This window comes from Nostocoides sp., assembly GCF_037045025.1.
In the GTDB taxonomy this organism is placed as follows: Bacteria; Actinomycetota; Actinomycetes; order Actinomycetales; family Dermatophilaceae; genus Nostocoides_A.
The window spans coordinates 541,641-555,593 of the sequence record NZ_JBAOHM010000013.1; the positions used below are offsets into that span (position 1 = coordinate 541,641).

Here is a 13,953-nt window from a genome sequence, read left to right on the forward strand (position 1 = left end):
CGATGCTGCGTGAGCTGCGCATCCGCTCCCTGGGAGTGATCGAGGACGCGGTCGTCGAGTTCGGCCCCGGCCTCAACGTCGTGACCGGGGAGACCGGGGCGGGCAAGACCATGGTTGTCCAGGGCCTGGGCCTGCTCTTCGGAGCCCGCGCCGATCCCGGGCTGGTTCGCGCCGGAGCCGATGCGGCCAGCGTCGATGGGGTCATCGACGCGGCGGCCGGGCATCCGGCGCTCGCCCGCGCCGAGGCGGCCGGCGCGGACACCGCCGACGGCCTGATCCTCGCCCGCATCGTCGGCGCCCAGGGACGCTCCCGCGCTGTCGCTGGGGGCCGGACCGTCCCGGCTGGGGTCCTCGCCGAACTCGCCGAGGACCTCGTCGTCGTCCACGGGCAAAGCGACCAGTGGCGGCTGCGCTCGGCCGAGGAGCAGCGCGGTCTGCTCGATGCCTTCGCCGGTGAGGAGGTGACCTGTCCGCTGGCCCGGTTCCAGGAGAGCCATTCAGCCTGGCGGGCCGCCGTCGCCGCCTGTCACCATCTTGAGGAACTCGCTCGCGCCAAGGCCGCCGACCTGGCGGCGCTGCGCGCCGGGGTCGAGCGCATCGAGAAGATCGACCCCAAACCGGGAGAAGACCTCGCCTTGCGCGCCGAGAACGAGCGGCTCGCGCACGCCGAGGGGCTGCGCAGCGCCGCCCTGGCGGCCGCCTGGGCCCTGACCGGCGACGACGCCGGCGACCAGCCGTGCGCGGCCGACCTGATCGCCGCCGCGCGCGCTGCCCTCACCCCCGAGGAGCAGCACGACCACGCGCTCACCGAACTGCTCGAGCGGCTGGCCGAGGTTGCCGGCCAGGTCTCGGAGTTGGGCAGCGATCTGGTGCGCTATGCGGGCGGGATCGACCTCGACGGGGAGCGGCTCGCCGCCGTGCAGGAACGTCGAGCGCAGCTGCGCTCCATCACACGGGACTTCGGCGGTGATGTCTCGGCCAGCTTGGAGTGGCTCGCCACCGCCAGCGCGCGGTTGCTCGAGGTCGACACCGCCGCCGACCAATTGGTTCTCGCCCGCGAGGAGGAGCGTGCGCTGCGCGAGCAGGTCGCCGGCCATGCCAGCGAGCTGAGCCGGGCCCGCGTCGCTGCCGCCGCAGCACTTGGGGATGCCGTGACCGCTGAGCTGACCCACCTGGCCATGGGGGCCGCCACCGTCACGGTGTCGGTGACATCCACCCCGGACCCCGACGGGCTCCTCCGACCGGGAGACACGGCGCCGGTCCGGGTCACGGCCAGCGGCTGCGACGACGTCGAGTTCGGCTTCCGTTCGGCGCCCGACCTGCCGCAGCGCCCGATCACCCGCTCGGCCTCCGGCGGCGAGCTCTCGCGCGTCATGCTCGCCGTCGAGGTGGCGCTCGGGGCGCGCGTCGCCGCGGTGCCGACCTATGTCTTCGACGAGGTCGACGCCGGCGTCGGCGGCAAGGCGGCGATCGACGTCGGTGCCCGTCTGGCCCGCCTCGCCGACGCGGCGCAGGTGATTGTCGTCACCCACTTGCCGCAAGTTGCCGCCTTTGCCGACCGGCACCTCGTGGTCACCAAGGAGAGTTCCGGGCAGGTGACGGCCAGCGGCATCCGGGCGCTGCGCAGCAACGAGATCGACGCCGAACTGGCCCGGATGATGGCCGGGGCCGACACGCCGGCCGCGCGCAAGCACGCGGCCGAGTTGCGCAGGCGCGCCGCGTCGATATCGGGACGCGGTTGACGAACGAGCATGGGACGATGTCGAGGATGGTCATGTCGTTGGTGCGCCGCTCACCGCAGCCGCCCCCGCCGGGGGCGACCGGGCGGGCACGCATCGACCGGCGGACCAAGAACCTCACCAAGCGGTTGCGGCCCGGTGAGGTGGCGATCATCGACCACGACGACATCGACCGGGTCAGCGCCGAGGCGCTGGTGGCCCGCCGACCCAGCGCCGTCGTCAACGCCGGCCGGTCGATCACCGGACGCTATCCCAACGTCGGGCCGCAGATCCTCCTCGAGGCGGGAATCCCACTTATCGACGTCGCAGACGCCCCGCTGTTCGATCAGGTGGCCGAGGACGACTGGCTGGAGATCGACGGGCCACGCATCCTGCGGGGAGGAACCGAACTCGCCACGGGGATGGTGCTGACTCCCGAGAGCGTCCAGGAGGAGATGGCCCAGGCACGCGCCGGGCTATCCACCCAGTTGGAGGCCTTCGCCCAGAACACCATGGAATACCTCGTCCGGGAAAAGGACCTGCTGCTCGACGGCGTCGGAGTCCCGGACATCGCCACCGAGATCGATGGCCGGCACGCGCTGATCGTCGTGCGCGGCTATCACTACAAGGAGGACCTGCAAACGCTGCGGCACTACATCCGCGAGTTCAAGCCGGTGCTGATCGGCGTCGACGGCGGAGCCGATGCGCTCATCGAGGCCGGACACCGGCCCGATCTGATCGTCGGCGACATGGACTCGGTCTCCGATGATGCCCTGCGCAGCGGGGCGGAGGTCGTCGTCCACGCCTATCGCGACGGACGGGCGCCCGGTGTCGAGCGGGTCGAGGATCTCGGTGTCACCCCGGTCGTCTTCCCGGCCACCGGCACCAGCGAGGATGTCGCCATGCTCCTCGCCGATGACAAGGGGGCCACGCTCATCGTGGCCGTCGGCACCCACGCCACCCTCGTTGAGTTTCTCGACAAGGGTCGCAAGGGCATGGCCAGCACCTTCTTGACTCGGCTACGGGTGGGCTCGAAGCTCGTTGACGCCAAGGGGGTCTCGCGACTGTATCGCACCCGGATCTCGGCCGCGTCAATGCTCGCTATGCTGCTCGTCCCGCTAGTCGTCCTCGGGCTGGCGCTGTCGGCCACCGAGCAGGGGGTGCTCATCTTGAGGTTGCTCGCCGCGCGCTGGGATGACCTGTGGGCCGCGATCGGGGGAGTCTTCACGTGATCGACTTCCGCTATCACGTCGTGTCGCTTGCGGCCGTCCTGATCGCGCTGGCCGTCGGGATCGTCCTGGGGGCCGGGCCCCTCAAGAACGGCATCAGCGAGCAGCTGAACAACCAGGTCGTGCAGCTGCGCAAGGACAAGGACGGCCTGCGCGCCCAGCTCGACACCGCGACCAAGGCCAACGCAACCCACGAGTCGTTCGAGCTGGCCCGGCTGCCTGAGCTGGTCGCCGGCAAGCTGACCGGCACCGAGGTCGTGCTCCTCACCTTGCCGCAGGCCGGCTCCAACCTCGTCTCCACGACCGACGCGACACTGGCTGCTGCCGGGGCCACCATCACCGGTGAGGTCGGGCTCACCGCCGCGTATGCCGATCCCGGCCAGGCTGCCGCCTCCACTCGCGCCGAAGCGGGCGCGCAGGCGCTGCGCGATCTCGGCGTCGCCGCGCCCGACGACGGGACGACGCCGCTGGACGCCGCGCTGGCGCATCTGCTGACGCAGGCCACCGCGACGGGAGGGGGTCAGGCCGACCCGGTCCCGCCGACGGCAACGGCGCGCGCGACGGCGTGGAACCGGTTGCAGGAGGCCGACCTGGTCAGCGGGCAACTTCCGGAGATCATCGCGGACGCCGCGGTCGTCATCAGCGGTCCGGCGTTGGCGGTCAGCGACGACAACTCCGCGCTCGTCGAGGGATACGCGCGGACCGTGGCCGCCATCGACGCCGCCAGCGACGGGACCGTTCTCGGCGCCGACCTGTCGAGCAGGGACACCCAGGTGGTCTCGCCGCTGGCCTCCACGCGCAGCGATGCGACCTTGCGCCGCGGCGTGTCGACCGTGGACGATGCGGCCAGCACGATCGGCCAGGTGAGCATCGTCGATGCGCTCGTCGAGCAACTCGCCGAAGGGGTGGGGCAATACGGCATGCTCACCGGCGCCACGCGCCCCTACCCAGCGGGTGGGTAAGGGGTGAGGCTCACCCCGCGCGCGTATGCCGCGGCAGCAGCCGGCGCCTGGGGTCTGGCGCTCGCGGCTTCGCGGACGTTGGGTGCCCGGCCACCCGGTGGAGCTGCCCGCTGGCAGCGAACCAACCACGCCGGACGACAAGTCAGCCTGCTCGAGGGGCCCGCCCTGATCATCGCCACCGCTGCCGGCGCGTTGGCGAGCCTGGCAGCAGGCACCGATCCGCGGCCGGCGCAGACAGCGCTGGTCGCCAGCCTCGGCCCGGGCGCGGCCGGCCTTGTGGACGACCTCGCCGGCGATCGGTCACGCAGCAAGGGTCTGCGTGGACACCTGCGCGCGCTGGCCCACGGCGAGCTGACCACGGGGGTCGTCAAGATCCTCGTCCTGGGTGCCAGCGGCGCGCTCGCAGCCGACCGGCTGTACCGTGTGCGCCGGTCCGCTCCCCTAAACTGGTCCGCTCCCCTCGACCGGCCCGCGGCGAGCGGCTCCCGCGCTCCGGCGGCACCCAGGTGCCGCGCCGCCCACGTCGCGCTCGAAGGTGCGGTCATCGCCGGCAGCGCCAATCTCGCCAACCTGCTCGATCTGCGACCCGGCCGCGCGCTCAAGGCGTGCCTGCTCGCGGCGGGAGTTCTCGGCATACGGGAGGATCGCGCCCTGCCCGGGGCGCTCCTCCTCGGCGCGAGCTTGGCGCTCTTGCCGGCGGACCTGAGCGGCCGCACGATGCTCGGCGACGGGGGGGCCAACCCCGCCGGTGCCCTGGCCGGCACGGCGCTGGTTGCTCAGAGCGGCACGCGGGGGCAGCTGGTCGCCCTCGCGGTGATCACCGGGCTGACCCTCGCCTCCGAGCGGGTCAGCTTCACCGCCGTCATCGAGGCAACCCCTGGCCTACGCGACCTGGATGCGTGGGGCCGTTCATGAGCGCTACCCCACGAAGTTCTTCCCCCGCTGCGCTCCGCCAGATACTTCGCCAGGCCACCTGATGGGACCGATGAGCCTCGGGCCCGGTGTGGCCGGCAATGCCCGCACGATCGCCCTGATCACCGCCGCCGCCCGGGTCGCGGGATTCGCCCGCACGATCGTCTTCGCCGCCACCGTCGGGGCCACGACCGTCGGCTCGATCTATCAGAGCACCAACACCGTCCCCAATGTGATCTTCGAGGTGGCCGCGGGCGGAGTGCTCGCGGCCGCGACCGTTCCGCTGCTGGCCGCCCGCGTCGCCGCCGCGGACCGGTCCGGCGTCGACGCCATTACGTGCGCCCTGCTCGGCTGGGTGCTCGTCCTCCTCGTGCCGGTCGCCGCCGTTGTGCTCGTTGCCGCTCGGCCGATCGCCGCGGCCTTGCTGGACGACCCGACTCTCGGTGCGGATGCCGTCTCCCGCGGGGCGTTCCTGCTGGCGATTTTTGCCCCTCAGATCGTGCTCTATGGCGTCGGCATCGTGTTGACCGGGGTGCTCCAAGCCTATCAGAGGTTCGCCGCGGCGGCCGCCGCACCCCTGGTTTCCAGCGGCGTCGTGATCGCCACCTATGTCTTGTATGGGCTGCTCACCCCCGACCCGTCTAGGCCGAGCCGGGCGGCGCTGCTCGTCCTCGCCGTCGGCACGACCCTCGGGGTCCTCGCCCTCGTGGCGACCCTCCTGCCGTCCCTGCGTGCGACCGGGGTGTCCCTCCACCCGCGGCTGCGCTTCCCCGACGGGGTCGCCCGCCGGGCGCTCGATCTCGCCGGGGCGGGGCTGATCGCCCTGCTCGCCCAGCAGCTGGCGGTGCTCAGCGTGATCTGGCTGAGCAACCATCGCGGCGGCGCGGGCGTCCTCATCGCCTACCAATACGCCCAAGCCGTCTATCTCCTCCCGTATGCCGTGCTCGCCGTCCCGCTCGCCACCGCAGCCTTCCCGGTGCTCGCCGCGGGTGTCGCGGATTCGGATCGCGAGCCCGCGACGGCCGTCCTGGCTCGGACGCTGCGCTCCGTGGGGGTCGTGTCGGTGGCCGGCGCGGCCGCGCTGATCGCGGCGGCACCGGACGTCGGTGGCTTTTTCGCAGCCCTCGACCGCACCCGAGGCACCGCCCGCGGCGGCGCGCTCGCCGCCGTGCCGGCCGCGCTGAGCGCTATGGCGCCGGCGCTGGTCGGGTTCGCGCTGCTGGCGCTGCTCACCCGTGCCCTCTATGCCCGCGGACCCGCCCGGCTGGCCGCCGGGGTCGCCGCCGGCGGCTGGCTGATCGCCGCCGGGCTCCCGGTTGTGCTCACGGCGGGTCGCAGCGAGGTCCGCGGCACGATGATCGCCCTCGGTCTCGCCATGTCGGTCGGGATGACGGGGGCCGCGGCCGCACTGGCCGCGCTCGTGCGCGCAGCGTGGGGTCCGTCGGCGCTCGCCGGCGTGCCCCGGACGCTCGGTGCGGCGCTGGCCGGCGGCGCGGCGGGTGTCGCGCTGCTCCGCTGGGGCCTGCCCCAGCTCTGGGCGGTGCCCGACGATGCGTTGCTGCCCAACCTGCTCCACGGCGCCCTCGCCGGCCTCGGTGCGGCGGTGCCCGCGCTGGCGGCAGTCGTCCCCGCCACGCCTGGGGTGTTTGGGGGAGCCGGCGACCCGAGGGCAGCGCGGTGACCGAGCCCTCCCTGCGCGTCCTGCTGCTCCTCGGCCGCTCCGCCGGCGGGATCGGCACTCACGTCGCCGACTTGCGGCATCAGCTAAGCGGCCTTGGTGCGCGGGTGGAGGTCGCCACGGACGACTCGACCGCGGCCGCCTTCGGCTGGGCCGAGGCCAGGCGGCTGTGGCCCGGCGCCGCTGGCGTCGCCGCCAGCGCGCACCGGTTGAGCGCGCTGCGCCACTGGTGCGCCAGCACCGACATTGTCCACGCCCACGGCCACCAGGCCGGTGTGCTCGCCGCGGCGCTCCGGGCGACTCTGGCGCCGGCTGGGCGTCGCCGTGGGCAGCCGGCGCTGGTGATCAGCCTGCACAACGAGCTGCCTCCGCTGACCACCGCCGCTGCCCGGGCAATCGCGCGGGCCAGCGCTGCGGCCGTCCGATCGGCCGATCTGGTGACCGGTGCCAGCAGCGACCTGGTGGCGTGGGCCCGGGACTCCGGAGCACGCCGAGCGCAGCTCGCCGAGGTCCCTTCCCCGCGCGTGCCGGAACTCCTGGCGGCGGGGACCAAACAGCGGGAGGAGGCGCGCCGCGGCATACGAGCCGAGCTTGGCCTGGCGCCGGGAGCCCCGCTCGCGGCGACGATCTCGCGGGTCGCACCCCAAAAGGACCTGGGGACGCTGATCGCGGCGTCGGCGTTGCTGCCCGAGGTCGCGTGGGTCGTCGCCGGAGCGGGTGATGCCCCGCTGCTCGCCCGGGCGCGCGAGCAGGCACACGAGCAGGGCGCACCGGTGCGCTTCCTGGGCGCCGTCGCGAACCCGGCGCGATTGCTGCTGGCCGCCGACATGTTCGTCCTGACCAGTCGGTGGGAGGCCAGGGCGCTGGTCGTCCAGGAGGCGATGGCCGCCGGGACGCCGGTGGTCGCGAGCGCGGTGGGCGGCATACCCGATCTGCTTGGTGACGTCGGCACGCTCGTGCCCCCGGGCGATCCCCATGCCGTGGTCGTCGCCGTCGCCGGCCTCCTCGCCGACCCCCGCGCGGCCGCCGGGCAAGCCCACCGCGGGCGGGCGCTCGCTGCGCGCTGGCCAGACGGACGGCAGGCGGCACGCCGGTGGCTCGCAGCTTATGCGGAGCTCCTCGCGTGACGTACAGTTGAAGCCCGTGGCGGCTGCGACGAAACACATCTTCGTTACCGGGGGCGTCGCCTCCTCACTCGGCAAGGGCCTGACGGCCTCCAGCCTCGGCAACCTGCTGCGGGCCCGGGGGTTGCGGGTGACGATGCAAAAGCTCGATCCCTATCTCAACGTCGACCCGGGCACGATGAACCCCTTCCAACACGGGGAAGTGTTCGTCACCGAGGACGGCGCCGAGACCGATCTCGACATCGGACACTACGAACGCTTCCTCGACGTCAACCTCGCCGGCAACGCCAATGTCACCACCGGACAGGTCTATTCGGAAGTCATCGCCAAGGAGCGCCGCGGCGAATACCTCGGCGAAACCGTCCAGGTGATCCCGCACATCACCAACGAGATCAAGCGCCGGATGCGCGCCCAGGCCGCCGGCTCCCCCGGAGTGGCCGATCAGGACGCGCCCGACGTTATCATCACCGAGATCGGCGGCACCGTCGGCGACATCGAATCGCTGCCCTTCCTCGAGGCCGCCCGGCAGGTGCGCCACGACCTGGGCCGGGAGAACTCGATGTTCCTGCACGTCTCGCTCGTTCCCTATCTGGCCCCGAGCGGGGAGCTGAAGACCAAACCGACCCAGCACTCGGTCGCGGCGATGCGCCAGGTGGGTCTGCAGCCCGATGCGCTTGTGCTGCGGGCCGATCGCGAGATCCCCGAGTCGATCAAAAAGAAGATCTCGCTGATGTGCGATGTCGACCTGGACGCCGTGGCCGCCTGCGTCGACGCGCCGTCGATCTACGACATCCCCAAGGTGCTGCACCGCGAGGGCCTGGACGCCTACGTGATCCGCCGGCTCGGCCTGAACTTCCGCGACGTCGCCTGGACCGAGTGGGACGAGCTGTTGCGCCGCGTCCACCGGCCGGCGCACGAGGTCGAGGTTGCGCTCGTCGGCAAGTATGTCGACCTGCCCGACGCCTATCTGTCGGTCACCGAGGCGCTGCGCGCCGGCGGCTTTGCCCATGACGCCAAGGTCCACATCCGGTGGGTTCCCTCGGATTGCTGCGAGAGCGAGGCGGGCGCCGCGCGCGAGCTGGCCGGCGTCGACGCGGTCGTCGTCCCCGGCGGCTTCGGGGTCCGAGGCATCGAGGGCAAGGTGGGCGCGCTGCGCTGGGCCCGCGAGCGGGGCGTCCCGACGCTCGGGTTGTGCCTCGGGTTGCAGTGCATGGTCATCGAATACGCCCGCCACGTCGCCGGAATCGACGGCGCCTCCTCCAGTGAGTTCGACCCGGACACGCCCGCACCGGTCATCGCGACCATGGCCGAGCAGCGAGCGTTCGTCGACGGGGCCGGGGACCTCGGCGGCACGATGCGCCTCGGCTCGTATGCCGCCAAGCTCCTGGAAGGCTCGATCGTCGCCGCTGCGTATGGCGCAGCGTTCGTCGAGGAGCGCCACCGGCACCGCTACGAGGTGAACAACAACTACCGCGACCAAATCGCCGACGCCGGGCTGGTCTTCAGCGGCACCTCCCCGGACGGCACCCTCGTCGAGTTCGTCGAACTGCCGGCCGAAGTGCATCCCTACTATGTCGGCACGCAGGCGCACCCCGAGTTCAAGTCCCGTCCGCACCGCGCCCATCCGCTGTTCGCCGGCCTGATCGGCGCCGCGATGGATCGCCAGCGGGCGATGCGCCTAGTCGAGGTCGACCCGCCGCGGGCCGAGTCGGTCGCCGCCGAGGCGGACGCGTGAGCCTCGCCGACGAGGTCGACCCGCAGCCGGTACTCGCGTCCGAGACCGTCTATCACGGGCTGGTCTGGGATGTGCGCCGCGATCTGGTCGACCTCGGCGTCGCCGGTCACGTGCAGCGCGACCTGGTCGAGCACCCCGGAGCGGTGGCCGTGCTTGCGCTCGACGAGCAGGACCGGATCGCGCTCGTCCAGCAATACCGGCACCCGGTCGGAGTGCGCGAGTGGGAGATCCCGGCCGGCCTGCTCGACCTTGACGGAGAAGACCCGTTGGTCACCGCGGCCCGGGAGTTGGCCGAGGAGGCCGACCTGGCCGCCGAGTCCTGGGCGGTCCTCCTCGACTATGTCACCTCACCGGGCTTCACCGACGAGGCGATCCGGATCTATGTGGCGCGCGGACTGAGCGAGATCCCGCCCGCCGAGCGGCATACCCGATCCGGCGAGGAGCACGGTATGTCGTTGTGTTTCGTCCCCCTCGACGAAGCACTCGAGGCGGTGCTCTCCGGGCGGCTGCACAATCCGCATACGGTTATCGCGATCCTGTCCGCCCAGGCGTTCCGTTCCCGCGGCTGGGCCGGGCTGCGGCCTGCGGATTCGGCGTGGCCGCAATGGGAGCGGCTGCACCGGCCAGCTCCACGATCAGCCCCACCAGAACGAGGCGGCGATCACGGCATACAGCGCCAAGAGTGAGGCTCCCTCGGCCCACGTCGACTCGCCATCGAAGGTGATAAACGCGGTGATGATCACCGCCACGACCACTGAGATCACCAGCATGGGCGAGAAGACCAGGGTCAACGAGGCAAAACCGAAGGTCTGCGAGAGGATCACCAGCAGCGGCGCGAGAACGAGCGCGATCTGCATGGGGGAGTTGATCACCACCGAGAAGGCATATTCGGAACGGTTGGCGGCGGCGAGCTGGATCCCGACGACATTCTCGATGGCATTGCCGGCGATCGCGACGACGACGAGACCGGCGAAGGCCTCGGAAATCCCAAGCGAGGCCATCGCCGGCTCCAGCGCGTGAACGAACCAGTCGGAGACAAAGGCCGCCAGCACCGCCGCGAGCGCCAACAGGCCGACGGCGAGCCACAGGGGCCACCGGGGTGCTTCCTGCTCGAGAGCTTCCTCGGCCTGATCACCAGCGCCGCGACGCAGTGACGCGGGCAACGTCACAAGGAAAACGATGAGCAAGACGACCGAAGCGATCAGCGAGAACGTCTTTTCGTGTTCGGAGACCGGGGTGTGGACGTAGTGGGCGATGGACGGGATCACCATGGCGGCCACGGAAAGCACCATGAGCACGGTGATACTGCGGGCCCGGTCGGTGTCGAGATTCTGCGCGCCGTGCTTGAGCCCGCCGACCAGGAAACACAGACCGAGCACGAGCAGCAGGTTGGCCAGAATCGACCCGATGAGCGCGGCCTGGACGACGGCGACCAAGCCGGCTTTGAGCGCGAAGAGGGCGATGAACAGTTCCGGCAGATTGCCCAGCGCCGACTGCAAGACCCCGGTGGCTCCAGGTCCAAAGCGGTCCCCGAGCTGCTCGACGCTGCGCCCGACGAGGGACGCGAGCAAGGTCACGGCCACGGCGGAGCAGAGGAACGGGAGAATGTCCCCGGTATCGACATAACGCGTCAGCGCCGCGAGGATCACCGCCGCGAGGCCGCCGATGAGGACCACGCGGTCCGAGCGGATGAAGGTGGACTCGGAGATGGCCGAGGCGGCGGGGTGGCTCACGTGGTGCATCCTGCCACCGCGGCCGCGGCGTGGCGCGCTCGCCAGCCGCGGTTGTGCAGCCGCAGAGAGGAGCATCCGATGGTCGAACGAGCCCTGCGCGTCCCGGTGGACAGAGGGGAGTTGATCGCCACCCTCTTCAACGACGGGGCCGCCGGCGCGCCCGTCGTGGCGATCCACGGGATCACAGCCAATCACCGCTCGTGGGTGGGACTCGCCGAGCAGCTCGACGCGCCGATTCTCGCGGTCGACCTGCGCGGGCGCGGCGGCTCCCGCTCGCTTCCGCCGCCGTACACGCTGGTCCAGCACGCCGACGACGTTGGCGCCGCGATCGCCCACGCGCAACTGCCACCGGCGGTCGTCGTCGGCCACTCGATGGGCGCCTTCGTGGCCACCCGGCTCGCCGAGCGGCACCCGGGCCAGGTCGCGGCCACCGTGCTCGTGGATGGGGGGCTGCCGCTGCCGCCGCCCCCGCCGGGCGTCACAGTGACGCTCGAGCAAGCGCTCGGCCCGGTCGTCGACCGGCTCCGTATGACCTTCCCCGACCGAGCGGCATACCGCGACTTCTATCGCCAGCATCCCGCCCTCGGACCGTACTGGAATCCGCAGATCGAGGCGTACGTCGACTACGACCTCGTCGAGGTCGACGGCCAGTTGCGTCCCTCGCCCAATCTGGAGGCGGTCGCCACGAACTTCGCCGAGTTGGACGGCAGCGGCGGGTATGCCGAGGCACTGGAGCAGATCGCGTCGCCCCGGGTCCTGCTGACCTGCCCGCGGGGCTTGTTCGACGAGACGCCGGGGCTCTATTCCGGGGAGTGGCTTGCCCACTGGCGGGCACGGCTGCCCGATCTCGCCGTCGCCGAGGTCCCCGACACCAACCACTTCACGATCGTCTTCGGTCCGCAGGTGCGGGCCGTCGCCGACGCTGTCCGGTCGCTCACCGCTGGCGGCGACGGGCTCGGTTAAGGGTTGGTCGGGCGCCGGAAGGGTTCCGTAGAATCGTCGGGACCGAATCCCGAACTTGAGGACACTCCGTGCTGCGCAGCCACCAGGCCGGCTCCCTGCGAGCCGCCGAGATCGGCCAGACCGTCACGCTCACCGGCTGGGTGGCCAAGCGGCGCGATCACGGCGGTGTGGCGTTCGTGGACCTGCGTGATGCGAGCGGGATCGTCCAGGTCGTCGCCCGCGACGAGGTGCTGACCGGGGCGGCGCACGACCTGCGCAGCGAATACTGCGTCCAGGTGAGCGGCGAGGTCGTCGCGCGCACCGCCGAGAACGTCAACCCCGACCTGGCCACCGGCGAGGTCGAAGTCGTGGCGAACGCCATCGACGTGCTCAACCCGAGCGCGCCGCTGCCCTTCCAGATCGACGAGCGGGTCACCGTGGGGGAGGAGGCCCGGCTGAAGCATCGCTATCTCGACCTTCGGCGGCCGGGGGTGCATTCGGCCGGGCACGGAATCCGGTTGCGCAGCAAGGTGAGCGCAGCCGCACGACGGGTCCTCGAGGAGCGCGACTTCGTCGAGGTCGAGACGCCGACGCTGACGCGGTCGACGCCCGAAGGGGCGCGTGACTTCCTCGTGCCCGCGCGGCTGGCGCCCGGTTCGTGGTATGCGCTGCCGCAGAGCCCGCAACTGTTCAAGCAGCTGCTCATGGTCGGTGGGCTGGAACGGTACTACCAGATCGCCCGCTGCTATCGCGACGAGGACTTCCGCGCCGACCGGCAGCCCGAGTTCACCCAGCTCGACATCGAGATGTCCTTCGTCACCCAGGAGGACGTCATCGAGCTCGGCGAGGCGATCGCGGTCGCGCTGTGGGAGGTCATCGGCGTGCAGCTGGAGCCGCCCTTCCCGCGGCTGACGTATGCCGAGGCGATGGCCCGCTACGGCAGCGACAAACCCGACCTGCGCTTCGGTGTCGAGCTGACCGACTGCACGGCGCTTTTCAAGGACACGACCTTCCGGGTCTTCCAGGCTCCGTATGTCGGTGCGGTCGTCATGCCCGGCGGGGCCTCGCAGCCGCGCAGGGTGCTCGACGGTTGGCAGGAGTTCGCCAAACAGCGCGGCCACAGGGGACTGGCGTATGTCCTTGTCCAAGAGGACGGTTCGCTCACCGGTCCGGTCGCCAAGAACCTCTCCGAGACCGAGACCGCCGGGCTGGCTGCGCACGTCGGCGCCGAGCCGGGCGACTGCATCTTTTTTGCCGCCGGCCCGGCGAAGGCGGCCCGCTCGCTGCTGGGCGCGACCCGGTTGGAGATCGGCAAGCGGTGCGGGTTGATCGACGAGAGCGCCTGGTCGCTGCTCTGGATCGTGGACGCGCCGCTCTTTGAGCCGGCCGCGGAGGCGGTGGCTGCTGGCGACGTGGCTGTCGGTGCGGGCGCCTGGACGGCCGTGCACCACGCGTTCACCTCGCCGCAGGGGCAATTCCTCGACACGCTCGAGTCCGACCCGGGCTCGGTGCTCGCCTATGCCTATGACATGGTCTGCAATGGCAACGAGATTGGTGGCGGCTCGATCCGTATCCACCGCAGGGAGATCCAAGAACGGGTCTTCAACGTCATGGGCTTGAGCGCGGAGCAGGCGCAGGAGAAGTTCGGCTTCCTGCTCGACGCGTTCAAGTTCGGCGCACCACCGCACGGCGGCATCGCCTACGGCTGGGACCGCATCGTCATGCTGCTTGGCGGCTACGAGTCGATCCGGGACGTCATTGCCTTCCCGAAGTCCGGTGGCGGCTACGACCCGCTGACCGATGCCCCGGCGCCGATCACCCCCGAGCAGCGCAAGGAGGCCGGCATCGACGCCGTGCCTGCGCCCCCCAGCGACGCGGCCAGTTCCGGCGGCTCGTGAGCCCGGCTCGGCCACGAACCAG

The 13,953-nt window shown here is 71.4% G+C and carries 11 protein-coding genes; 10 read left to right on the plus strand and 1 reads right to left on the minus strand.

The window, feature by feature from the left end; translation table 11 throughout:
* Positions 1–2: 2 nt before the first annotated feature.
* From recN to V9G19_RS18440, 8 genes are all read left to right on the plus strand, one after another.
* Positions 3–1,742 carry a DNA repair protein RecN gene (gene recN, locus V9G19_RS18405; RefSeq protein ID WP_462286860.1) on the plus strand — a complete coding sequence of 580 codons (1,740 nt, stop codon included), beginning with the start codon at positions 3–5 and terminating at the stop codon, positions 1,740–1,742.
* Between the two features lie 26 nt (positions 1,743–1,768).
* Positions 1,769–2,950, plus strand: coding sequence for a putative cytokinetic ring protein SteA (gene steA / locus V9G19_RS18410; protein WP_462286919.1), 1,182 nt, complete (start codon positions 1,769–1,771; stop codon positions 2,948–2,950).
* Positions 2,947–3,909: a copper transporter gene (locus V9G19_RS18415; protein WP_462286861.1), complete on the plus strand. Its 963-nt coding sequence runs from the start codon at positions 2,947–2,949 to the stop codon at positions 3,907–3,909. Before steA ends, V9G19_RS18415 begins: the two co-directional genes overlap by 4 nt.
* Before the next feature lie 3 nt (positions 3,910–3,912).
* Positions 3,913–4,824, plus strand: coding sequence for a hypothetical protein (locus V9G19_RS18420; RefSeq protein WP_462286862.1), 912 nt, complete (start codon positions 3,913–3,915; stop codon positions 4,822–4,824).
* Positions 4,825–4,894: 70 nt separating this feature from the next.
* Positions 4,895–6,502, plus strand: a complete 1,608-nt coding sequence (locus tag V9G19_RS18425) for a lipid II flippase MurJ (protein ID WP_462286863.1) — start codon at positions 4,895–4,897, stop codon at positions 6,500–6,502.
* Complete coding sequence (locus V9G19_RS18430; protein ID WP_462286864.1) at positions 6,499–7,626, plus strand: glycosyltransferase family 4 protein; 1,128 nt, start codon at positions 6,499–6,501, stop codon at positions 7,624–7,626. Before V9G19_RS18425 ends, V9G19_RS18430 begins: the two co-directional genes overlap by 4 nt.
* Positions 7,607–9,358: a CTP synthase gene (locus V9G19_RS18435; protein WP_462286865.1), complete on the plus strand. Its 1,752-nt coding sequence runs from the start codon at positions 7,607–7,609 to the stop codon at positions 9,356–9,358. The genes V9G19_RS18430 and V9G19_RS18435 overlap by 20 nt, the downstream gene beginning before the upstream one ends.
* On the plus strand, positions 9,355–10,044 hold the full coding sequence (locus V9G19_RS18440; protein WP_462286866.1) for an NUDIX domain-containing protein: 690 nt from the start codon (positions 9,355–9,357) through the stop codon (positions 10,042–10,044). Before V9G19_RS18435 ends, V9G19_RS18440 begins: the two co-directional genes overlap by 4 nt.
* Here V9G19_RS18440 and cax read toward each other — a convergent pair.
* Complete coding sequence (gene cax, locus V9G19_RS18445; protein ID WP_462286867.1) at positions 9,994–11,091, minus strand: calcium/proton exchanger; 1,098 nt, start codon at positions 11,089–11,091, stop codon at positions 9,994–9,996. The genes V9G19_RS18440 and cax overlap by 51 nt on opposite strands.
* A gap of 78 nt (positions 11,092–11,169) precedes the next feature.
* On the opposite strand from cax, the gene V9G19_RS18450 reads away from it, so the two are divergent.
* Together V9G19_RS18450 and aspS are read left to right on the plus strand one after the other, a co-directional pair.
* Entirely contained in the window at positions 11,170–12,054 is an 885-nt protein-coding gene (locus V9G19_RS18450) for an alpha/beta hydrolase (protein WP_462286868.1), read from the plus strand.
* A 68-nt stretch (positions 12,055–12,122) separates the two neighbouring features.
* On the plus strand, positions 12,123–13,931 hold the full coding sequence (aspS, locus tag V9G19_RS18455) for an aspartate--tRNA ligase (protein WP_462286869.1): 1,809 nt from the start codon (positions 12,123–12,125) through the stop codon (positions 13,929–13,931).
* The last annotated feature ends 22 nt before the right edge of the window (positions 13,932–13,953 follow it).